The sequence below is a fragment of the Paraburkholderia silvatlantica genome, from assembly GCF_003096715.1.
In the GTDB taxonomy this organism is placed as follows: domain Bacteria; phylum Pseudomonadota; class Gammaproteobacteria; order Burkholderiales; family Burkholderiaceae; genus Paraburkholderia; species Paraburkholderia silvatlantica.
The window spans coordinates 136,396-160,367 of record NZ_QEOL01000009.1 but is presented as its reverse complement, the minus strand read 5'-3'; the positions used below and the strand labels follow the sequence as shown (position 1 = coordinate 160,367).

The window sequence follows — 23,972 nt, the reverse complement described above, 5'->3', positions numbered from 1 at the left end:
TTGAAAGAAGCGGACACATGACCTCATCATGGTCAGTCACTGACGTAGCTCACGCCTGCGTCGAGTGAGCCGAAGAGCGTGACTTTGCTTTGTCCCATTGCGCTGGTGGCGCATATCGAGGAAAGCGTGACGACTGCACAGACCGTACATCTTCCCAAAGTGATCATTCCACGCCGCGCCGAAAGTGGTATGACATGCGAGCAGTTCGATTTGAGCGCGAATGTTCGCCTGTGGCTTTCAATTTAAAGGAACGCGCCGGATCATTGACCGACCCAGCTGCAACGACGCACACTGTAGTTTCAGAAGCCGGGATTTTGAAAGCTGCGCCTGACATTGGCGGCCCACTTTGCAATTCGTGACAGCCGGGCGCAAGGGGTCGGTCTGTTTTTTCCGGGCGGGTTATTCTGAGGCAGGCTGATTTGGCGGGAGCGGGTGTCGTCCAGTTGCCGGTCATGATGGTGACTGACGAGTCGAAACTCGGGAGTCTGGTTCGCGTCGTTCCGTCGTGGCACCCGAGGAGCGGTGTTATTCACGCGGTGTTTCCGTCGAGACGCGGTCTGCTCCCTTCGGTTCGCGCATTGATCGATTTTCTTGCGATACGGTTTCGGAAAATCGAGGAGATTTAGCAGCGAGGTCACGGGTCGACAAACCAGACGGTTCAGATGCTTGTCGCGGACGGGTCTGCGCAAGGTGGCAGCATTCGACTGCCGCCGACACTCGTTAATCCGGGGGGCTGTTGTACATATACCGGCGTGACCACGGCAATGTCTTCGCACTGCGGCCCGCTTTGCGGCAGACGATTTGATAGATCGACACGTCGTCGTGTTCGAACGCATACGCGCAGCCCGCCAGATAGACGCGCCAGATGCGAAACGTCTCGTCGTCGACGAGCTTTTTCGCTTCCTCTGCACACGCCTCGAAATTCTCCGCCCAGATATCGAGGGTGCGCGCGTAGTGGCGGCGCAGGCTTTCCACGTCGACCGCTTCAAGTCCGCCGCGTTGTGCCGCCTCGAGCGCGAGACTGATGTGCGGCAGTTCTCCATCGGGAAACACGTAGCGGTCGATGAACTCGCCACCACCAAGTCCCGTCTCGCCACTTTCGGCATCCGAAGAGGTGATGCCGTGATTCATGGCAATGCCGTCGTCGACGAGCAGGTCGCTTACCTTGCGGAAGTAGTCGGGCAGGTTCTTGCGCCCGACGTGCTCGAACATGCCGACGCTTGTGATGCGGTCGAACTGGCCCTGCACGTCGCGATAGTCCTGTAGACGGATTTCGATGCGGTCTTCGAGGCCGGCGGCCTTCACGCGTGCGGTAGCAAGGTCGAACTGGTTCTGCGAGAGCGTTACGCCTACGCAGCGCGCGCCGAACTTCTGTGCCGCACGCAGCACGAGTGCTCCCCATCCACAGCCGATGTCGAGCAGCGTCTGGTTTTCCTTGAGCTGGATCTTGGTGAGGAGGTGATCGATCTTCCTGATCTGAGCGGCGGCAAGATCTTCATCGCCGTTTTCGAAGTAGGCGCATGAATAGACCATGCTCTCGTCGAGCCACAGTTTGTAGAATTCGTTCGAGACGTCGTAGTGATACTGGATGGCTTTCCTGTCGCTCGACCTCGAGTGCGTAAAGTAGCGACGCACGCGCGCCAGCTTGCTGGCGCGCGTGATCGTGCCGCGCGCGAGAGAATAGCCAATCTCGATGATGTCGGCGAGCTTGCCTTCAATGTCGATCTTGCCCTTCACATAGGCTTCACCCAGATTGTCGAGACTCGGTTCGAGCAGGAGCGGCAATGCCGACGGGCCGTTGACCTTCAGCGTGACTTGCGGCGCGACGAAGCGCCCGAAGTCGTACTGTTCACCGCTCCAAAGGACGAGGCGCGCAGGCAGCTCAGCCTGGTTGCGTACTTCTTCTACCCACTGTTGCAGTTTGTGTTTCCACGGCATCTGGTGTCTACCTTTCATTGGAAGGCATGCAGCCAACCTCGGACTATTTCTCCTGCCTCTGCCGACGCACATGCAAATTTCACGCGTCAGTCGTGCAGGAAAAGTGCCTGCGTCATCGGCCAGAGAAGGCCGGCGAATTCGTTTTCGGTGCGGAGACTTTATTTGAACGTGTGGACGAGCGGAAATATCAGATTTATGTAGCGGTCATAAGCCGAACCTATTGCGGCATGAAAGAACCCGTGCTCAGCCTCGATGAAGTGCGACGCGCTTCCCGAGTGAACCTCCCCAGTGGTCCGCTCTCCCGTGCGGGTTTTGCCCAATTGCGCAACTTTCAATGCGCAGTTTGTCGCAGGCTGCTATAGTCACGCCGCGCTGCAAATCGGCGAGAACACTTTTCCAGATAACGCGCTGTATTTTTTTGATGCGATGTGCCTGGCCGGTTCGCATTGCACTCCTGCGTTGCCGCCGGGCGCCGCGTGAAGCATCTGCGCGGTGCGGGTCGATCGGCCCGTTTGCGCATCCCGCTCAAGCCTGGTCGGGCGGAGCGGGCAGCGCCTGGACGGCACGGACAATGAAATAAGAATCCGCCTGGGAGCAGACGTGAAATATCAACTGGGAGCATTTGTGCTGCTCGCAGCCAGTTCGGCTGTATCGGCACAATCGAGCGTGACGCTGTACGGCCGCGTGGACGGCGGCATCGAATATCTGAATCACATTGCCAATGGCAACGGCGGCACATCGAGCCGCTGGAGCGCCGAAGGCGGCGACTGGGGCACGAGCATGTTCGGCTTCAAGGGCACCGAGGATCTCGGCGGCGGCACCGCCGCCATCTTCACCCTCGAAACCGCGGTGCAGATCATGAACGGCACCACGGGCGGCGGGCGTTTGTTCTCGCGGCGCGCGTATGTGGGCATCAAGGATGAGACCTGGGGGCAGTTGCAGGCCGGCCGTAATCTCTTTATCGACAGCGACGGCGTGTGGGAATTCGATCCGTTCGTGCAGCAGGCGGTGTCGTCGGCTTCGCTCGTGCGCGGGCGCAACTGGCAGCAGACGAGCAACAACATCGAATATCACAGCCCGGTGTGGCGCGGGCTGGACGTGCAGGGGCAGTATTCGTTCGGCAACCAGCCGGGCAACTTCAATGCGGGCGCCGAAGGCGAGTTCGGCCGCTCGGACGGCATCATGCTCACGTATCACTCGCCGCTTTTCGACGTGCGCGGCATCTACGACGAACTGCGCGACTCGAGCGGGCGCTTCTCCAACATCTTCACGGCCTCGCGCGAATACTTCGTGGGCGGCAACCTGCGCGTGCAGAAGTTCAAGATCCAGGCTGCATACACGCATTATTCCGCGCCCGATTCGCCCGCGGGCGTGTCCGATACCGCCGACCACTACTGGCTCGGCGCGACGTACCAGGCCACGCCCAAGTGGGCCGTCACGGCAGCGGGATTTTACATCCACGTGGGCGAGGGCAGCGGCGACGTTTCGCACGATCCCGCGAGCCACGCCATGCTCTACGCGCTCGGCGCCACCTACAACCTGAGCGCGCGCACGTTCCTGTACGGCACGGTTGCCTACGTGGACAACAGCAAGAACGGCAATTTCTCGGTGTTCGCCACGCCACGCGATTCGAGTTCGCCGACGAGCCCGAATGTGGGCGAGTCGCAGACCGGCGCCTACGTCGGGATGATGCACGTCTTCTGACGTAAAGGACATTTTCGCGGTTCGTTTTATTCGCATTGCCGGGCAGTCCGAGCGTAGCGGACTGTCCGGTTGACTCGCCGGCGGTCGCGCCGGCGCGCCTGCGCCGCAGGCATCGCGTGACAGGCGATGCGCCTGGCGTCCTCAAAAGAAAGTTGAGATCAACATGTCCAGACAATCGACATCGCCGGGATTCATCGGCGTCATCACACTACTCTTCACCGCGCTCACTGCGCTCTATCTGCTGATAGGCGGTGCGTACCTGCTCTCGCTAGGCGGATCGGCGTACTACGTCGTCACCGGCGTTGTACTGCTCGGCGTGACGTGGATGCTGTACCGCCGGAGTTCGTCCGCGCTGGTGCTCTACGCGCTCGTGCTGGTCGGCACCGCGATCTGGTCGTTGTGGGAGTCGGGTTCTGACTTCTGGGCGCTCGCGCCGCGCTCCGGCGTGCTCGTCGTGTTCGGCGTGTGGCTGCTGCTGCTCGTGAGCTGGCGACTCGAAGGCGCGAAGAAGCTCGGCGTGAGTTCGCTCGTCGGCGCGCTCGTGATCTGGGCGGGCGTGCTCGTCTATGCCTGCTTCAACGATCCGCAGACGGTCAACGGCACGCTGAGCGCGTCGAATGGCACTCCCGCGGCGCACGTCGACGGCATCGCGCCGTCCGACTGGCCCGCGTATGGCCGCGACCAGGAGGGCACGCGCTACTCGCCGTTGCAGGCCATCACGCCGGATAACGTGAAGAACCTGCAGGTGGCCTGGACGTTCCGCACCGGCGACATGAAAGGCCCGAACGATCCGGTCGAGATCACCGACGAAGTTACGCCGATCAAGATCGGCAATCTGCTCTACCTGTGCTCGCCACATCAGAAGCTCTTCGCGCTGGATGCGCAGACGGGCGAGCTCAAGTGGAAGTTCGATCCGAAGCTTCAGCCCGATCCGTCCTTCCAGCACGTGACCTGCCGAGGCGTGTCGTATGTCGATCTCTCGGCCAACGCGTCGACCGCCGGCGTTGCTGCCGCCGCAAGCGAACCCACTGCTGCGTCGGCTCCGCAAGCCGTTGCGCCCGGTAGCGGTCTCGTAGCGACCGTTGCGAACGGCGCCTGCACGCGCCGCATCTATCTGCCGGTCAACGATGGCCACCTTTACGCGCTCGACGCGCTGACGGGCGAACGCTGCGCGGGCTTCGGCGACGACGGCAGCCTCGACTTGCAGCACGCGCAGCCGGTCACCACGCCCGGCATGTACGAGCCGACGTCGCCGCCGGTGATTACGGGCAAGGTGATCATTGTTGCCGGCGCGGTCGAGGACAACTTCTCGAACCGCGAACCCTCGGGGGTGATCCGCGGCTTCGACGTGCGCACGGGCGAGTTGCTGTGGGCGTTCGATCCGGGCGCGCCGGACCCGAACAAGATTCCGGGCGCGGGCGAACACTACACGTGGAACTCGCCGAATTCGTGGGCGCCCGCCGCCTACGATACGAAGCTCGACATCGTCTATCTGCCGATGGGCGTGAAGACGCCGGACATCTGGGGCGGCGACCGCACGCCAGTGATGGAGCGCTACGCGAGTGGCCTGCTCGCCCTGCACGCGTCGACGGGCAAGCTCGCCTGGTTCTATCAGACCGCGCACCATGACCTGTGGGACATGGACATGCCTTCGCAGCCGACGCTCGCGGACATCACCGACAAGGACGGCAAGACCGTGCCGGTCGTGTACGCGCCCGCGAAGACCGGCAACCTGTTCGTACTGGACCGCCGCACCGGCGAGCCCGTCGTGCCCGCACCCGAATTGCCGGTGCCACAAGGCGCGGCGCCTGGCGATCACGTCTCGCCGACACAGCCGTTCTCTGAACTCACGTTCCGCCCGAAGAAGCTGCTCACGGACGCGGACATGTGGGGCGCGACGATGTACGACCAGCTCGTGTGCCGCGTGATGTTCCACAAGCTGCGCTATGAAGGCACGTTCACGCCGCCGTCGCTGCAAGGCACCCTCGTGTTCCCGGGCAATCTCGGCATGTTCGAGTGGGGCGGCATTGCTGTCGACACCGACCGCCAGATCGCCATCGCAAACCCGATCGCGCTGCCGTTCGTTTCGCGGCTGGTTGCGCGCGGTGCGGGCAATCCGATGGAGCCGCGGGCTGGCGCCAAGGGCAGTGGTACGGAGTCGGGCATCCAGCCGCAGTATGGCGTGCCGTTCGGCGTGACGCTGAATCCGTTCCTCTCGCCGTTCGGCCTGCCGTGCAAGCAGCCGGCATGGGGCTACATCTCGGCGGTCGACCTGAAAACCAACGAAATCGTGTGGAAGAAACGTATCGGCACCGTGCGTGACAGCTCGCCGATTCCGCTGCCGTTCAAGATGGGCATGCCGATGCTGGGCGGCCCGATGGTCACGGCGGGCGGCGTCGCGTTCATCGGAGCGACCGCGGACAACTTTATCCGTGCGTTCGATGTGAACACCGGCAAGCAGCTCTGGGAAGCGCGCCTGCCGGCAGGCGGCCAGGCCACACCGATGAGCTACTCCATCAACGGCCGGCAGTACGTCGTGATCGCCGCAGGCGGGCACGGCTCATTCGGCACGAAGCTTGGCGACTACGTGATCGCGTACGCGCTGCCTCAGTAACACGGCTCTTACTTCGCCAGCGCCCAGCGAGGCGCATTGCCCCGCTGCGCGCCGCCCGTTTTCTTGATTCAATGGTGGGCGGCGCGCGGCAGCCGGGGCATCACGGTTCGTGGCTTGCAGAACAGTTTGCCGATCTTCAAATCCCGCTCGCGGATTGTTCCGGCGGTTCGAGTATCCGGCAGTAGAACGCATATTCGGCCTGCAACGCATGTGCCTGGTTCCCGGCCTTGCGAAAGCCATGGCGCTCGTCGGCGTAGTAATGCGCTTCGACCGCAATGCCATTAGCCTTCAGCGCGTTGACCATGCTGCGTGTCTGCTCGGGCACGACGACAGCGTCCAGCTCCCCCTGGAAGAATGCGACGGGCACGCGAATACGGTCGGCGTGCAGCACCGGCGTGCGGTCGTGAAAGCGCTCATGGTCGGCCGTCGGGTCGCCGATCAGCCAGTCGATATAGTCGGCTTCGAACTTGTGCGTGACGCGGGCCAGCGCGACCGGATCGCTGACGCCGTACAGGCTCGCGCCACCCCGGAACACGTCGCGAAACGCCAGCGCACATAGCGTCGTGTAGCCGCCCGCGCTGCTGCCGCGAATGAACGCGCGGTCGGGATCGGCGAGGCCCCTGGCAGCGAGATGACCGACAGCAGCACACGCATCGTCGACATCCACCACTCCCCAGTTCAGATGCAGCGCCTGCCGGTACCTGCGGCCGTAGCCAGTGCTGCCGCGGTAGTTGAGGTCGGCCACCGCAAATCCGCGCTGGGTCCAGAACTGAATGCGTGGGTCGAATACCGGATAGCAGGCCGAGGTCGGGCCGCCATGCACAAACACGACGAGCGGCGCGCGCGCGGCGCCGCTCGCGGGCGGATAGAAAAAGCCGTTCACTTGAGCGCCGCTGCTCGGGTAGCAGAGCGGCTGCGGCCGCACGCAGCTATCGGCTGACAGCGGGGGCGCGACGCTGGCGAGCACCTCGACGTGGTGATCGTCGCGGCGTATCGCCAGCACGGCGGCAGGGCAGTCCGGCGAGGCCGCCACGCAATAGAAATGCCCGGCGTCCACCGCGAGGTTGCGAAAGCGGCTGTAATGCGCCGCAAGCCGGTGCACGCGGCCATTGCCGTCGCGGTAGCCAAGCACGCCAAAGCCGTCTTCGAGCCAACTTCCGAGCGAGGCGCCGCCGCCGAGCGGCAACCAGCTTTGTTGGGCCAGTTGCCATGGCGCGGACGCATGGTCGGCAGCGGCGGCGGGCAAGGGCTCGAGGCCATCTGCATGCTCCTGCCAGGGCTGCCAGAAATCTGCTCGGTCGGTGAGACAGAAGAGGTGCCCGGATTCATCGAAGCACGGCTGCTGCAACGACTCTTCGTCATCGCTGCCCGCTACGACGCGCGGAGCAGAACCCTGCCCCCCGTCATCGAGTGTCATGCTCTTGAGTACGGTCGAAGTCCACGGCTGATGCGGGCGCTGCCACTCGACCCATGCGATGCGCCGCCCATCTTCGCTCAGCGCAGGCGCTGCGTAGAAGTCCGCGCCTTCGGCAAGTACCGTACGCACGCCGTCAGCCACGCCGATCGACACGAGCCGGTGCGTGTCGTGGTCCTCCTCGACCGCGAGAATCCGTCCGTGCCCGTACCGGAGGCCGCCATAACGGTGGCCGCCGCGCGTGAGCGGCTGCGGCACGCTGCCGTCGAGCGCCAGACGGTAGAGCTGCTGGTCGCTGTCATTGACGAACACCACGGCGTCGTTGGCGACGCAGAACGCGCCGCCGCCATACTCGTACACCCGGCTGCGTACACTGAACCCGTCCGCAGTGACGCGCGTGAGCGCGCCTTCTCGCCAGTGCCAGATGCCGCAGGTACCGGTGGCGGGATCGTATTCGTTCCAGAAAAGACCGCCGTGGCCGGCCGCGAGCTCGACAAAGTCCCGGCCTGCGACAACCGCGTCGCGTGCCGAAAGCCGTTCAGGTGCCGGAAATGCGGCAGGAGTTCTTGTCATTGCGGAACACGAGCTGCTGAATGGGTTGGATGGCGTGCAGCGCCTCGTTGCGTGCGTCGACGATCAGGCCGTGATGCGGCGACTTTCCGCACACCGGATCGGCATTGGCGGCATCGCCCGTCAGCATGAACGCCTGGCAACGGCAGCCGCCGAAATCCTTGTCCTTTTCACTGCACGACCGGCACGGCTCCGGCATCCAGTCGCGACCCCGGAAACGGTTGAAACCGAACGACTCGTACCAGATATGGCGCAGATCGTGATCGCGCACGTTGGGGAACGCGATCGGCAACTGCCTCGCGCCATGACAGGGCAGGGCGGTGCCGTCGGGCGTGACCGTCAGGAACAGGCTGCCCCAGCCGCTCATGCACGGCTTGGGCCGCTCCTCGTAATAGTCGGGCATCACGAAGATGAGCTTGCACGGGTGGCCTTCGGCGGCGAGCCGATCGCGGTATTCGTTTGTGACGCGCTCGGCACGTTCGAGCTGCTCCCGGGTTGGCAACAGGCCCTCGCGGTTCAGGTAGGCCCAGCCGTAGAACTGGCACGTGGCCAGTTCAACGAAATCGGCCTCGAGCGCGATGCACAGCTCGATGATCCTGTCGATGTGATCGATGTTATGCCTGTGGGTGACGAAGTTGAGCACCATCGGATAGTCGTGCGCCTTCACGGCGCGCGCCATCGCGAGCTTTTGCGCAAAGGCCTTGCTCGACCCGGCGAGCATGTTGTTGACCTGCTCGTCGCTGGACTGAAAGCTGATCTGGATGTGATCGAGCCCTGCGCGCTGGAAGTCCGCGATCTTCTGCTCAGTCAGCCCGATGCCGGACGTGATCAGGTTCGTGTAATAGCCAAGCCGGCGCGACTCGCCGATCAGGTCCGCCAGATCCGCGCGTACCAACGGTTCGCCGCCCGAAAAGCCGATTTGCGCAGCGCCTAGCTGGCGTGCTTCCGAAATTACCCTCAGCCACTCGTCGGTGCCTAGCTCGGCGCCTTGACGCGCGAAGTCCAGCGGGTTCGAGCAGTAGGGGCATTGCAGCGGGCAGCGGTAAGTCAGTTCGGCGAGTAGCCACAGGGGCAGCCCGATCTTCTCCTCGCCGGACGGCAGCGCTTGCTGTTGCGCTTGTCGCGGTTGTGCGGCAGCTTCGTCAGGCGAGTTCGATCCAGTGCTTTGCATGCGCGACCTCCATGAACTGTTCGACGTCCTCGCCCAGTTCGGGAACGCCGGGGTATTGCTGGTCGAGCAGCTCGACGATTTCGGCAACGCTGCGCTGGCCGTCGATCAGCGAGCCAATGGCGGCCGCACTCTCGTTCAGTTTGATCATGCCCTCCGGGTAGAGCAGGACGTGGGCGTTCTGCGCCGGCTCGAACTGGAAACGATAACCGCGGCGCCAGGCCGGGACAAGGGTGCGATCGAAGCTCATAGTGCGATCCCCCTGTGCCAGGCGCGCTGGTCGGTGACCGTGTGGTACGGCGGCCGGTGCAGTTCATAAGCCATCGACATCGCATCCAGCATAGTCCACAGGATGTCCAGCTTGAACTGGAGGATCTCCAGCATGCGCTGCTGGCTATCGTACGTCGTGTAGTGCGCGAGCGTGATCTGCAGGCCGTGCTCGACGTCGCGGCGCGCCTGGCCGAGGCGCGAGCGGAAATACTCGTAGCCGCGCGGGTCGATCCACGGGTAATGCTGCGGCCAGCTATCGAGCCGCGACTGGTGAATCTGCGGCGCGAAAAGTTCCGTGAGCGAGCTGCTAGCCGCTTCCTGCCATGAGGCGCGCCGCGCGAAGTTGACGTAGGCGTCCACCGCGAAGCGCACGCCGGGCAGCACCAGCTCCTGCGAGCGCAACTGGTCGGGGTCCAGGCCGACCGCCTCGCCAAGCCGCAGCCACGCCTCGATTCCGCCGTCCTCGCCGGGCGCGCCGTCATGGTCTAGCAGACGCTGGATCCATTGTCGGCGCACCTCGCGGTCGGGGCAGTTGGCGAGAATCGCCGCGTCCTTCATCGGGATATTGACCTGGTAGTAGAAGCGGTTGGCGACCCAGCCCTGGATCTGCTCGCGTGTCGCGCGCCCTTCGTACATCGCGACGTGATACGGATGGTGGATGTGGTAGTACGCGCCCTTGGCGCGCAATGCCTGCTCGAACTGCTCTGGAGAGAGAGCCGGTTGGTTCATTGAGGGGCTCCGGGAAACAGGATCGGTTATGACAGGGCGCGATTGCTGCCTGTCTCAGAGGACAAGACTCATGCCGTCGAACGCGACTTCGATGCCGCGGCGTTTCAGCTCGGCACGCTCGGGCGAATCCTCGTCAAGGATCGGATTGGTGTTGTTGATGTGGATGAGCACCTTGCGCGGCCGTGGCAAGCATTCGAGGAGTTCCAGCATACCGCCTTGCCCGCTCTGCGCGAGATGGCCCATCTCGCGTGCGGTGCGGGTGCCGACGCCGCGACGCAGCATCTCGTCGTCGGTCCAGAGCGTGCCGTCGACCAGCAGGCAGTCGGCATCCTCAATGTGGCGCAGCAGCGCGGCGTCCGCTTCACCCAGACCGGGGGCGTAGAAAAGCTTGCCGCCGGTGCGAACGTCCTCGACGATCAGGCCGATATTGTCGCCCGGATGCGGGTCGTGACGGTGCGGCGAGTAGGGCGGCGCCGCGCTGCGCAGCGTGAGCGGCGTGAAGCGCAGCCCGGCGCAAGCGGAAATCGTGAAACTTTGCCCCGGCTCGATCCGCTGCCGGTTCAGACCGCCGTTCCAGTGCTTGAGCATGTTGAAAAGCGGAAAGCCGGTCGTCAGGTCCTCGTACACCATGTCGGTGCACCAGACATCGAGCGGACAGCCTTCGCGCAGGCTCAGAAGGCCGGTAGTGTGATCGATCTGGCTGTCCATCAGCACGATCGCGCCGATGCCGGTGTCGCGCAGCGCACGGCCGGGCTGCATCGGCGCGAAGCCCTGCAGTTGGGCTCGAATGTCGGGCGACGCGTTGCAGATCACCCAGGTCGTGCCGTTGTCCGACAGCGCGATCGACGACTGGGTTCGGGCAAGCGCGTTGACGCTGCCGTTGCGAAAGCCCGCGCAGTTCGCGCAGTTGCAGTTCCATTGCGGGAAACCGCCGCCTGCGGCCGATCCAAGAATTTGAATGTGCATGCGTGTTCGACGATGGCGGATGAAATTCGTGTGCGGAAGAAAAAAGCCCCGGTAATCCGAGGCTTTGGGGCAACTCGCGGGTGCAAGGATCAGCGGTTCGCGATGTACATCGTGATTTCAAAACCGAGACGCAGATCGGTATAAGCAGGCTTGGTCCACATAAACATTTCTCCTGTCATCTTTCAAACACTGAGCTGAAGAGGGGGCCGATAGTGCGGCTGCCGCACCCCGGGCAACGAACGGCATCAATGCCGTGTAGTGCCTCTCGTCTGCCAGTTCCGGATACAGCGGCCGAAGCCGGCGACGAACGCATCGTATCAAAATTCCGCCAGAAGTGTCGTTTCATGGACAGCGAACAAACGTATGAAACGTCGCGCGGTGTCCGCGCGAGTAGAGAAGTTGGACGAGTTTGTCGGAGTTGCCCCGTAACTCAGGACACGCGGACACCGTTACGAGAACGGCCGTTCACTGGCCAAGGTCATAAGTATCGCCGATCGCGGTCAGATCGAATTCGTATTTTTCGAAATTACGAGAGTGAGCTAGATTGCTGAGGAGAGGGGGAAGCACAAATATTTCCCTTCCTGGAGCACTATTGAATTTGCTATGTAAAGGATGAGTGGATGGACCTGGTTCACGCCATGCGAGTGTTCGTTTGTGTCGCCGAAACTGGAAACTTTACCAGGGCCGCAAACTCGATGGGTGCCACGGTTGGGGGAGTGTCGCGGACTATCACCGAACTCGAAGCGCACCTCGAAGTAAGGTTGTTGGTCCGGAGCACGCGAAAGCAAGCGTTGACCAGTGCCGGTCAACGATATCTGGCAACATGCCTGCTCGTTCTTGGGGAAATTGATTCCGCGGCTCAGGATCTCGCATTTGCGCAGGGGAGTTCGACTGGAACTTTACATATCAAAAGTTCTGCGGGCTTAGCTCAACACTACGTCCTTCCCGCCGTAGCACTCTATCGCCAGCTAAATCCGAAAGTAAGCTTCGATCTAACGCTTGCGCAGACGATGCCGGATATCTACGACGGCAAGACAGACGTTGCCATCGTTGGAGCGAACACGCTGCCGGATTCGGAATGCCATGCCATCTGCTTAGGATCAACCTACAGCGTGCTATGTGCTTCGCCAGAATACATAAGACGCTTCAGATTACCGGTTGAACCTTCCGATCTGGCAAGACATGAATGTCTCCTCCTGAGCATTCCCACGTTCCGGGATCATGAATGGCAGCTGGAACGCGGTGATGAAAAGGTGACGATTCCCGTCGCCGGATCCGTAAAGGTCAATATTCCAGATTCACTTGTCGTCGCGATTCGCGAAAACATGGGGATTGGCGTTGTACCGGCTCACGTCGCCAAGGACGGGCTACTAGATGGCTCGCTAGTCCGCGTTCTTCCCGAATTTGTTTTACAACGAAAGGATATCTACGCGATTTACGCGTCGCGAAAATACCTGAACGTGAAGACACGGGATTGGATCCATTTCCTGCAAGAGCACTTTCACCGTTCCCTTGCACGCGACCACGAACTTCTAGAGAACTTGGGAAGAAGTCTTGAGCCTGTGCAGCTTGCGCACCATGGCAAAGTGTTCGTAACAGGACAGATGGGAACTAGCCGGCACGTGGCAGCATAGACTTGTGTTCTTAGCCGGTCCGTTGTCTGCGACTGTCACGCTATTTCTTATAGTTACCTATCTTTCCGCACGAGCTAGATGCGCAGAGCGGAACAACCGTGCGGCGATGAAGTGTTGTCGTGACAGAGAAAGCTGGAGGAGCGCGCGGAGGGCGTCGCCCGGACGACATCGATAGACAGCATGACGAAGCAGTTGGAACTGGAAAGCTTGCGAGGCTGACAGGGTCGAAGCGGACCGTTTGTCGTTGTGATCGAAACCTCGCTCGCGGGTTTTGCTGCTGCTCCGGTCGATTGACGCGTTGGTACAAGCGCCTGGGTGAAGCCGGCGTTGACGACTTGGCTGCCGAGACAGTTCGCCGGATCCTTGCGGTTTGCGAACAGGTGCATCACATGCAAAAAGGCGGGTTGCTTCGACTCTTGCCCCAATTTCGCTGACACTTTTTCTTTTCTATTCCCGCTGTGAGCCGCTCGATAATACCGTTTTGACACTTACGTGCCGCCTTCAAAACCGTGGTTCCTCCGTGGGCGTTTCTGGCAGTTTTTATTTTTGCCATCACGGGCGCGAAACATCTGAATTTTTCCGGAACCCTTGGCGCGGCCCGGCGTCAACTCGCCATGACGCGAGTAAAGGGAACATGCATGCTTTCGCGCGCCTTTCCGCGCGGCACGACGGCCGAAATGTCGGGATGGCGCAGACGTGAAAGCACGGGATGTGGCACCAGAAAAGGGAAAGCGCTGGCTCGCTGTGCATGGCGCGCACCGTCCGGGCGTGCGTGCGCGATTGCGTGGAAGCGTCAAGCGCGCGAAATGCTTACCATGGGTTACGCAGCCCCATTTCGCGTCGAGCTGGCATTAAAGTCGCATGGCGAGGTGGCGCTGCGGCGCAGCCTTTTACGGAACCCTTTCATGCGTAGCGTGTGCGGCAACGAATCGATCAGGCATCCTTACAAAAAGATCCATCAAGCTGACAGCTTCATCGAATCGGGATCTTGCACCCCTTCAATCGTAATCTTCGACACGAATGGGAGTCGTCACCAATGAGTCAGGCAGCGAAGCGATCGATCGAAATCGACTTTTTCCGGGGTTTCGCGTTGATTTCCATCGCGCTCGATCACATTCCTTCCAGCGTGCTTTCGCATGCGATGCTGCACAACTTCGCGTTCTGCGACTCCGCGGAAGTCTTCGTGTTCGTGAGCGGCTATGTATGTGCGGCGAGTTGGCTCGCCATTGCCGGGCGAAAGGGCGAGGGTGCGGCCAACCGGCGCTTCTGGCGTCGCGGGCGCGAGATCTACGCCGCCTACCTGTGCACCGCTGCGCTCATGCTGCTTTCGGGCGCCGTTGCGGTGATGCTGCGGGTGGACTCGCCGCTCGTCGCAGAGTCGGGTTATCTGCGCTTCGCCGCGCAGCCGTTCACGATGCTCGCCAATATCGCGGTCTTTCGCGACCAGCCCTATCTGGCTGGCGTGCTGCCCATGTACATCGTGCTCGTGATGCTCCTGCCATTCGTGATGCCGCTTGCGCGCCGCTCGCCCGATCTCGCGCTCGTCGGCAGCTTCGTGCTGTGGTTCGGCGGGTGCTGGCTCGCGGGTTATCTGCCTGCCGCGCCCGGCGCCAGTTGGCCGTTCAACCCGTTTGCGTGGCAGGCCATGTTCATGCTGGGCCTGCTGTGCCGCATCTATCCGGTGTCGCGCGCGTTCCAGATCTCGTGGACGGGCTGCGCCTTGACGGCGTTTGCGCTGTTGCTCGTCGCCACGTTCGCGTTCATCCAGTTGTTCGCGAATCTGGACCCTCAGCCCGGCTACATGAAGCAGAATCTCGCGAGTTTGCGCATCGTGAACTTCGCCGCCGTGGCCTGGCTCGCCGCGCAGGCGGTGCGCAAGGGCTGGATAGCGTGGCTTGCGCACCGTCTGCCGGCCGTCGTCACCGTGGGGCAGCAGGGCCTCGTCTGTTTCGTGGGGGGCGCGGTGGCTTCAAACGTCATCGACACGCTGCTGCGTGCGACGCATGTGACGGCTTCCTTGCCCGCACGGCTCGCGGGCGATGTGCTCGCGGTCGGCGCATTGCTCGTGCTCGCGGGTGGCATGCGTCGCCTGAAAGCGGTACGGCCGCGCGTCGCGCTCACGTGAGGCGCGACGGCGACGATTCAAAGGTGGGGGTTTGCGGGAGCCATGTGGGTGCGTTCAAAGTGCCGTCAAGGTGCCTTCAAGGTGGGTCCAAGGTGCGTCCAATGCACCAGGCGCTCACGCGTTGCCGAGTTCGCGCACGTCCGTGACGGGCGCTGATCCGAACGCCTCGCTCAGCGCATAGTCGATCAATTGCCGGGCGGCCGATTCGGGCGTGGACAGCAAACCGTTCTGCTTGAGCTGTTCGAAGCGCTCGCGCATGGGGAACTGGTCGACGCTCGTCGCGCGGATCGTCTCCTGCATGCCGGTGTCGATCACGCCTGGCGCGATGCTGCAAATGCGCACGCCGGTTGGCGCGTCGAGCGCGATGGCGCGCGCGTGGTGGTCGAGCGCGGCCTTGGTCGCGCAATACACGCTCCAGCCCGCATACGCGTTGCGCCCGGCGCCGCTCGAAATATGCACGATGCGGCGAGACGCGCCAGCGCCTAGCGCAGGCGCGGCGGCAAGCGCATTGGCGAGCATCAGCGGCGCTGCCACGTTGAGCGTTACGGCGCGCGCAATGGCGAGCGGGTCCTGCGCACCGAGCGGCGCAATGGGCTCGACAGTGCCCGCATTGTTGAAGAGCAGCACGCACTGTGCGCCGAGCGCGAACGCATCGAGCGTGCCGCCCGCCAGCCAGCGTTCGAGTGCGGTGGGATCGGCGAGGTCCACGACCGCCTGGGAGAACCGCTGTGGATGGCGGGAAGCCAGTTCCGCATGCGCGCCGCGGCCGAGGCCGAGCACCTCGATGTCCCGTTGCAGCAGCAATTGCGCGAGCGCCTCACCCAGCCCGCGCGTATGACCGGTCACGATGGCGCGAATGGCGAAACGGGGGGCGGATGTCGAAATCGTCATGGTGTTTTGATGAAAAAAGGATGCGATCCTTGCGCGCGCAAGGTGTTGACGCAAGGAATTCGAGGGATTTTGCCGCGCGCCGCACGGATGCGTGTCGTGGCGCGGCGCGCGATGGCGGACCCAAAACCGGCTGTGGCAAGCGATTGCCCGGTTGGGTCGGCCGCGTTTTCGGTATCATAGCGTCCGGTTCCATATGGAAGAGATCTGGACGTGAAAGCCGCATCGCAACAACGCCGTACCCTGAGCTTCAAGGAAGGTCTTCTTGAGATCAAGAAGAGCATGGGGGGCAGCGTAAGCCAGCCCGCCGAAGAACAGGCGCAAAAATCGCAAGGCAAGCCCGCTCACAAGGGCGCGAAGGGCCATGGCGGCTCGCACGCCCCGAAGGGCCCGCGTGCGCCGAGAGAGGGTTCGGCGGCTGCTGGCGCGGCGGGCGGCAAGGACGAGCGTGCGCGCTCGCGCCACGGCCGGCCTCAGGGCGCGAGAGCGCAGGAACAGAATCAGGGGGAGCAGGGACAGCGCGCCCAGCAGCCACGCCGGCCGCAGCAGCCGAAGCCGGCACGCGGGCCGGAGGCGGGCGAGCGTTCGGGGCAACAGCGCCGCCGTCCGGCGCGTCCCCAGCAGCCGCCGGCCGCGCCTTTGAGCGAGGCCGAAAAGGCGCGCATCGAGCGCAATCGACAGCTCAACACAGTCTGGAACGTGTTCGCGAAGCACTATCCGGCTTTCCGCGACCGTTTGCCGCTCAAGATCGGCGTGGCCGAGGATCTCGTCGCGCGTCACCCCGAGTACGAGCGCACGATGATCGTCGCCGTGCTCAAGCGCCATGTGAACCATCCGCGCTATCACGAGCGTGTGGCCGCAGGCGGCTCGCGCTACGAGCTCGACGGCACGGCCTCGGAAGGCCCGGGCATCGATCCGTCGCACGTCGGCCGCGCAAATGCGGCGCTTGCGCGTCAGAAGGCCAAGGCCGAGGCGCAAGCCAAGGCGCGCGAAGCGGGCAAGACCCAGCCCGAGGCCAAGGCCGAAGTGAAGGCTGAGGCCAAGGCCGAAGCCGCGCCCCAGCCCGAAGCCCGGAGCGCAGAGCCGCAAGCCCCGTCCAGCGCGCCGGAAGCCGCACTACAGCAACCCGAAAACGGCGCGATGCCCGCAAGCGGCGCCTGAGCCCGCGCGCCGGAAGTTGCACCTTCGAACGCCCCTCTCGCAGCAGCGCCGCGAGAGGGGCGTTCGCACGTCTGGCGAACCGCTGCCGATCGATGCGCACGCAACCTTCGGCGCTCGCGTCGGCCTTCGTATCGTGATCCCGGGTGCTTTCGATGCACGCAGCATGACCGCCGATCCCACGCAAGGCCGTCTGAGCGAAGCAGGAAACGGTGTTAGTGCGCGTTGGCCGAAGCCGCGCCTTGCACGGCCGCCTGCGCGGACGCCGCCGATATCGCGGAGGGTGCAGCGGCAGGCGCGGACGCGCCGATCGCGGCCGTTGCCGCCGCAGCCGCAAAGGCGGAGGCCGCCGAAGCCGCCAGTCCGGCGGCCGCCGGCGCATCGCTTGCGGCAGGCGCGCTAGCGGTATCGAGCACCCGGCTGAATTCCACGGCGCGCGTACGGATCTTTTCCGCATAGGCCTTCGAGCCGCCATAGTTCTTCATCGCGGCGTTGAGGTCGCCGCCGGCGGCCCGCTGGTAGCCATAGAGGATCGACGAGCCCACGTCGATGTTGACCTCGGGATCGGTGAGATCCTTGTTGTGCAGGAGATTGCGATGCGCCGACGGCACAACCTGCATGAGTCCGGTCGCGCCGTTCGCGCCGCGCGCCCTCTCGCGAAAGCGCGACTCGATCGAGATGATGGCGAGCAGCACCGCAGGCGGCAGCGAATATTTCTCGGCGGCGCCCGTGACGGCTTGCGAGATTTGCGCGGCTTTCTCTTTCGCGATACCGAACTTTTGCGTGAGGTATTTCGAAACCGCGCGGGACGTTGCGCCGGAACTCGCAGGCGCAACCGCGCTCGCAACCGATGCGCTGACGATGTCGCTTGCGCTCGCCTGCTGCTGCGCCTGCGCGGCCGCGGTTTGCACGAGGCCCGGCAACAGGACGAGCAGGCAGAGTAACTGCCTCATGGCCGGTGCATAGGAGAACAAGAAGGCGCAAGTATAACCGGCCCCGATTAATGAGGGCGGCTGCGCGTCGTCCCGCTTTCACATCCCTGACCCGTCTCGGGGGCCGGGTGTCGCGCCCGGCGCGCCTTCAGGCCGGGTTCAGTCCTTCTGCACCGAAGCCTTCCAGATTTCGTCGATGCTCGCGGCGAGCGCGGCGTCGAACTCGGCGTCGCTCATCGACTTCGTGAGGTCGTTGATGAGCGCGCGCGAAAAGCTGGCAATCATCCGATGGTTTTTGGCGAGACGCGCACACGCGTCGGTACGCGAATAGCCGCCGGAGAGCGCCACCACGCGCACCACGCGCGGATGTTCGATGAGCGGCAGGTAGAAGTCGGGCGTATCGGGAATCGTGAGCTTGATCATCACGTTTTGCGAGGCCGGCAGCGCGTCGAGCCCCTTGAGCAGTTCGTCGCGCAACAGTTTCTCGGCCTTGGCCTTGTCGGGGGCCTTGATCGAGACTTCGGGCTCGAGAATCGGCACGAGTCCGTGCGCGGAAATCTGCGCACCGAATGCGAACTGCTGCGCAGCGATCGAAGCGATGCCGGAGGGCGAGGCATGCTCGATCACCGAGCGCATCTTGGTGCCGAAGACGCCGGCCTTCACGGCGCGTTCGAGCAGGGCGTCGAGGCCCGGAATCGGCTTCATGAGGCGCACGCCGTCGGACTCGGCTTCCAGCCCCTTGTCGACCTTGAGGAACGGCACGACGCGGCGCTCGTTCCAGAGGAAGTCGGGCACGGGCTTGCCTTGCGCCTGGCCATCCATGGTCGCCTCGAAGAGGATCGCGCCAATCACTTTCTCGCCCGTGAACGCGGGGGCGCTGACGATGCGCACACGCATTTCGTGGATGAGGCGGAACATTTCGGCGTCGCCGCTATACGCGCTTTCGGGGATGCCGTACTGCCGCAGTGCGCCAGGCGTCGAACCGCCGCTCTGGTCCAGCGCGGCGATGAAGCCCGGTTTGTCGCGCATCTGCGCAAGCATTTGCTCGTTTGCCATCGTCGTATCTCCCGTTTGTGGGGCGCCCTTGCGGACGCGGTTACTCGAATCCGGTCGCCGCCTGCTGCGACGAGTGTACTTGCGCCGCTGCGCCGCGTCTTTGCCATTATGTGGGCATGGCCGCGCAGCCGCGCTGAAGAAGGGAAACGATAAACTGTAGCAATTGCGATGCCAGGGGTCGCGCGGCACGCGCCGTCACACGATGACTTGCGCCTGCGCGCTGCGGTCGTTCGCGAGCAGCGCCGAGAGCTTGCGCAGCGCGGCCTGCAATGGTTCGCGCCCGCCCGTTGCGCCCAGCGAAATGCGGATCGCATTCGCGGTTTCCGGGCCTTGCTGGAACGCCGTCGAGGGCGCCACGGCGAGCCCTTCGGTGCTCGCGGCCGCGGCCAGTTCGCGCGCCTGCCAGTAGCGCGGCAGCGCGTACCAGAGATGAATGCCCGCGCCCGCCGACGATCCCAGCGTATGCGCCGCGATGCGCTGGCGCTCGCGCGCTTCGGCCTTCACGTCCGCGCATATCTGCTCGGCGATGCCTTCCTCGATCCAGTGCGTAGCGAGCGCGTTCGTGAGCGGCGCGGCCATGAGCGAGAACGTGCGCAGCGCGGTCACGAGGCGCGTATGAGCCTCGTCATCGGGCAGCGCGAGATAAGCCGTGCGCAGGCCGGGCGAGAGCGTCTTGGAAAGCGTCGCGAGGTAGCAGACCTGAGCGGGCGCGAGCCGGGCGAGCGGCGCTGGCGCATCGGGTGCGAAGCGCCAGTAGGGATCGTCTTCGACGATCCGCGCGCCGCAGCGCTGCGCCACCTTCAGGATTTCCAGGCGGCGCGCCTGTGGCATGGTCGCCGTTGTCGGGTTCTGCAACGTGGGGTTCACGTAGATGAGCCGCGCCGCGTGCTCGCGGCAAGCCGCTTCGAGCGCGTCGGGGCGCATGCCGTGGGCGTCGGCGGCAACGGGGGCGATGCGGCGGCCCAGTTGCGCCGCCGCGTGCGGCAGGCCCGGATAGAGCAGCGGCTCGGCGAGGATGACCTCGCCCGGCTGCGTGAAGGCGAGGATCAGCGCGGCAAGTGCCGCCTGCGCGCCGGAACAGACCACCACGCGCTCGGGCGCGACGGGGCCGAGCATGGGCTGCAGCCACTTCGCGCCCGCCTGCCAGTCGGCGCGGCCGCCGCCGCCCATGTGGTAGGTCATGAGCAGATCGGCATCGCTGCGCACCAGCACACGCGCCATGCCTTCGCGCAGCAGCGCATTCATGTCGAGGCCGGCAGGCGCGGGCGGGATGTTCATGCTCAGATCCACGCGCTGCAGCAACTCGGCGCGCGGCGCGGCGATGAAGGTGCCCAGCGGCCCGCGCGCCTCGATCAGCCCGCGCCGCCGGGCTTCGTTGAAGCCGCGCGTGACGGTGGTCAGATCGACCGAAAGCAGGGTGGCGAGACTGCGCTGCGCGGGCACGCGCTCACCGGGGCGCAGCGTGCCTTGCGCCACCGCGCCCTCAATGAAATCGGCGAGCCGCTGGTAGCGCGGGCCATTGCCGGACCGCAGCGCCGTGGCCCATGCATTGATCTGCCCGCCGCTTTCGGCAGGTTGGTCGTGTGTCATTGTGTCGCGGATGTATGTGTCATGTCTTACTCTAGCATGCGTGCATGAAGCGCGTAAATCCATACATATAGGCTATGTATGGCTTCTGCGGCGGCCCTCCCGGGGCCGCTCGTGCGGCAGCAGAGTGAGCACGTATGGATGGGTTTGCGCGAACGTCAACCTTGGAACTAGACATGCGCAATCCAGACCCTCGCTCGGGGCAGGCTGCTACCGCCGGCCCACCTTCTTCATCACGTCCACCTCTTGTCACCCGCTTTGCGCGACGCGCGGCCCTCGTCGCGGCGGGCGCGCCGCTCCTGCTGGTCAGCGGCTGCAACATGGCGCTGCTCGCCCCGAAGGGCGATATCGGCGTGCAGGAAAAGAACCTGATCCTGATCTCGCTCGGGCTGATGCTGCTCGTGGTGATTCCGGTGATCGCGCTCACGCTGTGGTTCGCGTGGCGCTACCGCGCCTCCAGCACGAACGCGACCTACGCGCCGCGCTGGTCGCATTCCACGGCCATCGAAGTGGTGGTGTGGACGATTCCCTGCGTGATCGTGCTCACGCTCGCCGTGCTGATCTGGCGCACGACGCACTCGCTCGACCCGTATCGCCCGATCGCGTCGCAAACGAAGCCCGTGCGCGTGGACGTGGTTGCGCTCAACTGGAAGTGGCTCTTCATTTACCCGGACTATGGCGTGGCCTCCGTGAACCAGCTCGCGATTCCCGTGGATACGCCCGTTGAGTTCAACCTCACCGCCGAGTCGCTGATGAACTCGTTCTTCATCCCGCAACTGGGCAGCCAGGTGTATGCGATGCCGGCCATGCAGACGAAGCTGCACCTCATCGCGAACGAGCCCGGTATCTATGCCGGCCGCTCGGCGGCATTCAGCGGCCCGGGCTTCTCCGACATGCATTTCGAAACGCTGGCCACGAGCCGCGCCGAGTTCGACGCCTGGATCGCGCAGGCGAAGGCGTCGCCCGCGATGCTGAGCCGTGCGGCTTATGAACGGCTCGCGCTGCCCGGCGAAAAGACGCCGGTGACGCTCTATTCGAACGTCGCGCCGGGCCTGTTCGACGGCGTGGTCGGCAAATATATGCGCGACGTGCACGGCAATCCGATTTGCGGCACGGTCCCGAGCGCAGTCCCAAGCGCAGTCCCTGGCACAGGCGCCCCGGCGCTCACGCTCAACCGTAGTGCCATCCTGGCAGCGGAGTAATCACAATGTTCGGAAAACTCACGCTCGACGCCGTTCCCTGGCACGAGCCGATCATCATGGGCACGGGCGCCGTCGTGGCGCTCGGTGGGCTCGCCTTGCTCGCCGCGATCACGATCGCGGGCAAGTGGGGTTATCTGTGGCGCGAGTGGATCACCTCGGTCGATCACAAGCGCATTGGCGTCATGTACATCATTCTCGCGGTCGTCATGCTGCTGCGCGGTTTCGCCGACGCGATCATGATGCGCGCGCAGCAGGCCATCGCCTATGGCGACGCCGCGGGCTATCTGCCGCCGCACCACTACGACCAGATCTTCACGGCGCATGGCGTCATCATGATCTTCTTCGTGGCCACGCCGCTCATTCTCGGCTTGATGAACGTGGTCGTGCCGTTGCAGATCGGCGCGCGCGACGTCGCCTATCCGTTCGTCAACTCGCTCTCCTTCTGGCTTTCGGTGGTGGGCGCGGTGCTCGTGATGATGTCCATGTTCGTGGGCGATTTCGCGGCCACGGGCTGGGTGGCGTATCCGCCGCTCTCGGAACTCGGCTACAGCCCGACTGTGGGTATGGACTACTACATATGGTCGCTGCAGCTATCGGGCCTCGGCACCACGCTCTCGGGCATCAATTTCATCGTCACGATCCTGCGCATGCGCGCGCCGGGCATGGACATGATGAAGATGCCGGTGTTCGTGTGGACGGCGTTCATCACCAACATCCTGATCGTGGCGGTGTTCCCGGTGCTCACCGCCACGCTCGCGCTGCTCACGATGGACCGCTACTTCGACATGCACTTCTTCACGAACGAGCTGGGCGGCAACGCGATGATGTACATCAACCTGATCTGGGTCTGGGGTCACCCGGAGGTGTACATCCTCATCCTGCCCGCGTTCGGTGCGTACTCGGAAATCATCGCGACGTTCTCGGGCAAGCCGCTGTTCGGCTACAAGTCGATGGTCTATGCAACGTCGTCGATCGGCATTCTCTCGTTCTTCGTGTGGCTGCACCACTTCTTCACGATGGGCTCGGGCGCGAACGTCAACGCGTTCTTCGGCATCATGACCACGGTCATTTCGATCCCGACGGGCGTAAAGCTCTTCAACTGGCTCTTCACGATGTATCGCGGGCGCATCCGCTATCACAGCGCCACGCTCTGGACCATCGGCTTCATGGTGACGTTCGCCGTGGGCGGCATGACCGGCGTGCTGCTGGCCGTGCCGGGCGCGGACTTCGTGCTGCACAACTCGCTCTTTCTCGTTGCGCACTTCCATAACGTGATCATCGGCGGGGTGGTGTTCGGCTGTCTTGCGGGCATCAGCTTCTGGTTCCCCAAGGTGTTTGGTTTCACGCTCAACGAGTTCTGGGGCAAGGTGTCGTTCTGGTGCTGGCTGATCGGCTATTGGCTCGCGTTCACGCCGCTCTACATTCTCGGCTTCGAAGGCATGACGCGCCGCATGAACCACTATGACGTGGCCGGGTGGCATCCGTGGCTCGTGGTGGCGCTCGTGGGCGCGGTGTTCGTGGGCCTCGGCATTCTCTCGTTCATCGTGCAGATCGTGGTGAGCCTGCGCGATCGCGAAGCGAACCGCGACGTGACCGGCGACCCGTGGGATGGCCGCAGCCTCGAGTGGTCGACCGCTTCGCCCGCGCCGTTCTACAACTTCGCCGTGCTGCCGGAGATCACCTCGATGGAGCAGCACTGGGACAACAAGGAAGCGGGCCGCGCCTACGTGCAGCCGGCGAAGTACGAGGACATCCATATGCCGCGCAACACGGGTGCGGGCTTCATCATCGCCGCGTTCAGTCTGCTGTTCGGCTTTGCGATCGTGTGGCACATGTGGCTGTTCGCGGCGGCGGGCCTCATCGGCATGATCGCCACGTTCATCGTGCGCAGCTACAACCAGGACGTGGATTACCGGGTCCCGGCCGCCGAGGTCGAGCGCATCGAGAACGCGCGCTTCAGGCAACTCGGCATCCGGCGTTTCGATCAATCCGAGCACATTGAGGAGATGGCGTAAAC

Annotated in this window: 18 protein-coding genes and 1 pseudogene; 8 read left to right on the top strand and 11 right to left on the bottom strand. The window is 63.8% G+C overall.

The window, feature by feature from the left end; translation table 11 throughout:
* Nucleotides 1–377 precede the first annotated feature (377 nt).
* Nucleotides 378–626 (top strand): annotated as a pseudogene (locus C7411_RS14615) (LysR substrate-binding domain-containing protein); the annotation flags it as partial.
* A 94-nt stretch (nucleotides 627–720) separates the two neighbouring features.
* Here the strand turns inward: C7411_RS14615 and C7411_RS14610 are convergent.
* Nucleotides 721–1,938, bottom strand: a complete 1,218-nt coding sequence (locus tag C7411_RS14610; protein WP_110384989.1) for an SAM-dependent methyltransferase — start codon at nucleotides 1,936–1,938, stop codon at nucleotides 721–723.
* Between the two features lie 600 nt (nucleotides 1,939–2,538).
* Between C7411_RS14610 and C7411_RS14605 the strand changes: the two genes are divergently transcribed.
* Nucleotides 2,539–3,642 carry a porin gene (locus C7411_RS14605; protein WP_110384988.1) on the top strand — a complete coding sequence of 368 codons (1,104 nt, stop codon included), beginning with the start codon at nucleotides 2,539–2,541 and terminating at the stop codon, nucleotides 3,640–3,642.
* 163 nt (nucleotides 3,643–3,805) lie between these two features.
* Nucleotides 3,806–6,256, top strand: coding sequence for a glucose/quinate/shikimate family membrane-bound PQQ-dependent dehydrogenase (locus tag C7411_RS14600; RefSeq protein ID WP_110384987.1), 2,451 nt, complete (start codon nucleotides 3,806–3,808; stop codon nucleotides 6,254–6,256).
* A gap of 136 nt (nucleotides 6,257–6,392) precedes the next feature.
* On the opposite strand, the gene C7411_RS14595 is transcribed toward C7411_RS14600, so the two are convergent.
* From C7411_RS14595 to pqqA, 6 genes are all read right to left on the bottom strand, one after another.
* Nucleotides 6,393–8,243 carry a S9 family peptidase gene (locus tag C7411_RS14595; RefSeq protein ID WP_110384986.1) on the bottom strand — a complete coding sequence of 617 codons (1,851 nt, stop codon included), beginning with the start codon at nucleotides 8,241–8,243 and terminating at the stop codon, nucleotides 6,393–6,395.
* Nucleotides 8,209–9,411, bottom strand: coding sequence for a pyrroloquinoline quinone biosynthesis protein PqqE (pqqE, locus tag C7411_RS14590; protein WP_110384985.1), 1,203 nt, complete (start codon nucleotides 9,409–9,411; stop codon nucleotides 8,209–8,211). The genes C7411_RS14595 and pqqE overlap by 35 nt, the downstream gene beginning before the upstream one ends.
* Complete coding sequence (gene pqqD, locus C7411_RS14585) at nucleotides 9,383–9,658, bottom strand: pyrroloquinoline quinone biosynthesis peptide chaperone PqqD (protein WP_110384984.1); 276 nt, start codon at nucleotides 9,656–9,658, stop codon at nucleotides 9,383–9,385. The genes pqqE and pqqD overlap by 29 nt, the downstream gene beginning before the upstream one ends.
* A complete protein-coding gene (gene pqqC / locus C7411_RS14580; protein ID WP_110384983.1) occupies nucleotides 9,655–10,407 on the bottom strand; it encodes a pyrroloquinoline-quinone synthase PqqC in 753 nt (250 codons plus the stop codon). The genes pqqD and pqqC overlap by 4 nt, the downstream gene beginning before the upstream one ends.
* 54 nt (nucleotides 10,408–10,461) lie before the next feature.
* Nucleotides 10,462–11,373 (bottom strand): pyrroloquinoline quinone biosynthesis protein PqqB, encoded by a 912-nt coding sequence (gene pqqB / locus C7411_RS14575; protein WP_110384982.1) that lies wholly within the window; start codon nucleotides 11,371–11,373, stop codon nucleotides 10,462–10,464.
* Nucleotides 11,374–11,462: 89 nt separating this feature from the next.
* Nucleotides 11,463–11,534, bottom strand: a complete 72-nt coding sequence (gene pqqA / locus C7411_RS14570) for a pyrroloquinoline quinone precursor peptide PqqA (protein ID WP_110385066.1) — start codon at nucleotides 11,532–11,534, stop codon at nucleotides 11,463–11,465.
* A 459-nt stretch (nucleotides 11,535–11,993) separates the two neighbouring features.
* On the opposite strand from pqqA, the gene C7411_RS14565 reads away from it, so the two are divergent.
* The gene (locus tag C7411_RS14565; protein ID WP_110384981.1) at nucleotides 11,994–13,007 is read left to right on the top strand and encodes a LysR family transcriptional regulator; all 1,014 of its coding nucleotides are present in this window, start codon (nucleotides 11,994–11,996) and stop codon (nucleotides 13,005–13,007) included.
* A 1,036-nt stretch (nucleotides 13,008–14,043) separates the two neighbouring features.
* Nucleotides 14,044–15,132: an OpgC domain-containing protein gene (locus C7411_RS14560; protein WP_110384980.1), complete on the top strand. Its 1,089-nt coding sequence runs from the start codon at nucleotides 14,044–14,046 to the stop codon at nucleotides 15,130–15,132.
* Between the two features lie 114 nt (nucleotides 15,133–15,246).
* Here the strand turns inward: C7411_RS14560 and C7411_RS14555 are convergent, their stop codons facing one another.
* The gene (locus C7411_RS14555; protein WP_110384979.1) at nucleotides 15,247–16,023 is read right to left on the bottom strand and encodes an SDR family oxidoreductase; all 777 of its coding nucleotides are present in this window, start codon (nucleotides 16,021–16,023) and stop codon (nucleotides 15,247–15,249) included.
* Between the two features lie 210 nt (nucleotides 16,024–16,233).
* On the opposite strand from C7411_RS14555, the gene C7411_RS14550 reads away from it, so the two are divergent.
* Nucleotides 16,234–17,181: a ProQ/FINO family protein gene (locus C7411_RS14550; RefSeq protein WP_110384978.1), complete on the top strand. Its 948-nt coding sequence runs from the start codon at nucleotides 16,234–16,236 to the stop codon at nucleotides 17,179–17,181.
* A gap of 212 nt (nucleotides 17,182–17,393) precedes the next feature.
* Here the strand turns inward: C7411_RS14550 and C7411_RS14545 are convergent, their stop codons facing one another.
* From C7411_RS14545 to C7411_RS14535, 3 genes are all read right to left on the bottom strand, one after another.
* Nucleotides 17,394–18,131, bottom strand: a complete 738-nt coding sequence (locus C7411_RS14545) for a transglycosylase SLT domain-containing protein (protein WP_110384977.1) — start codon at nucleotides 18,129–18,131, stop codon at nucleotides 17,394–17,396.
* A 138-nt stretch (nucleotides 18,132–18,269) separates the two neighbouring features.
* A complete protein-coding gene (locus C7411_RS14540; protein WP_110384976.1) occupies nucleotides 18,270–19,166 on the bottom strand; it encodes a fructose bisphosphate aldolase in 897 nt (298 codons plus the stop codon).
* Nucleotides 19,167–19,361: 195 nt separating this feature from the next.
* Entirely contained in the window at nucleotides 19,362–20,756 is a 1,395-nt protein-coding gene (locus tag C7411_RS14535) for an aminotransferase-like domain-containing protein (protein WP_110384975.1), read from the bottom strand.
* A 173-nt stretch (nucleotides 20,757–20,929) separates the two neighbouring features.
* On the opposite strand from C7411_RS14535, the gene cyoA reads away from it, so the two are divergent.
* Together cyoA and cyoB are read left to right on the top strand one after the other, a co-directional pair.
* Entirely contained in the window at nucleotides 20,930–21,955 is a 1,026-nt protein-coding gene (cyoA, locus tag C7411_RS14530) for a ubiquinol oxidase subunit II (protein ID WP_110384974.1), read from the top strand.
* 5 nt (nucleotides 21,956–21,960) lie between these two features.
* Nucleotides 21,961–23,970: a cytochrome o ubiquinol oxidase subunit I gene (gene cyoB, locus C7411_RS14525; protein ID WP_110384973.1), complete on the top strand. Its 2,010-nt coding sequence runs from the start codon at nucleotides 21,961–21,963 to the stop codon at nucleotides 23,968–23,970.
* Nucleotides 23,971–23,972: the final 2 nt, after the last annotated feature.

Coding starts and splice junctions, on each gene's coding strand:
- C7411_RS14610 (WP_110384989.1), bottom strand. CDS start 1,938: ATGCCGTGGAAACACAAACTGCAACAGTGGGTAGAAGAAGTACGCAAC.
- C7411_RS14600 (WP_110384987.1), top strand. CDS start 3,806: ATGTCCAGACAATCGACATCGCCGGGATTCATCGGCGTCATCACACTA.
- C7411_RS14595 (WP_110384986.1), bottom strand. CDS start 8,243: ATGACAAGAACTCCTGCCGCATTTCCGGCACCTGAACGGCTTTCGGCA.
- pqqE (WP_110384985.1), bottom strand. CDS start 9,411: ATGCAAAGCACTGGATCGAACTCGCCTGACGAAGCTGCCGCACAACCG.
- pqqD (WP_110384984.1), bottom strand. CDS start 9,658: ATGAGCTTCGATCGCACCCTTGTCCCGGCCTGGCGCCGCGGTTATCGT.
- pqqC (WP_110384983.1), bottom strand. CDS start 10,407: ATGAACCAACCGGCTCTCTCTCCAGAGCAGTTCGAGCAGGCATTGCGC.
- pqqB (WP_110384982.1), bottom strand. CDS start 11,373: ATGCACATTCAAATTCTTGGATCGGCCGCAGGCGGCGGTTTCCCGCAA.
- C7411_RS14565 (WP_110384981.1), top strand. CDS start 11,994: ATGGACCTGGTTCACGCCATGCGAGTGTTCGTTTGTGTCGCCGAAACT.
- C7411_RS14560 (WP_110384980.1), top strand. CDS start 14,044: ATGAGTCAGGCAGCGAAGCGATCGATCGAAATCGACTTTTTCCGGGGT.
- C7411_RS14555 (WP_110384979.1), bottom strand. CDS start 16,023: ATGACGATTTCGACATCCGCCCCCCGTTTCGCCATTCGCGCCATCGTG.
- C7411_RS14545 (WP_110384977.1), bottom strand. CDS start 18,131: ATGAGGCAGTTACTCTGCCTGCTCGTCCTGTTGCCGGGCCTCGTGCAA.
- C7411_RS14540 (WP_110384976.1), bottom strand. CDS start 19,166: ATGGCAAACGAGCAAATGCTTGCGCAGATGCGCGACAAACCGGGCTTC.
- C7411_RS14535 (WP_110384975.1), bottom strand. CDS start 20,756: ATGACACACGACCAACCTGCCGAAAGCGGCGGGCAGATCAATGCATGG.
- cyoA (WP_110384974.1), top strand. CDS start 20,930: ATGCGCAATCCAGACCCTCGCTCGGGGCAGGCTGCTACCGCCGGCCCA.
- cyoB (WP_110384973.1), top strand. CDS start 21,961: ATGTTCGGAAAACTCACGCTCGACGCCGTTCCCTGGCACGAGCCGATC.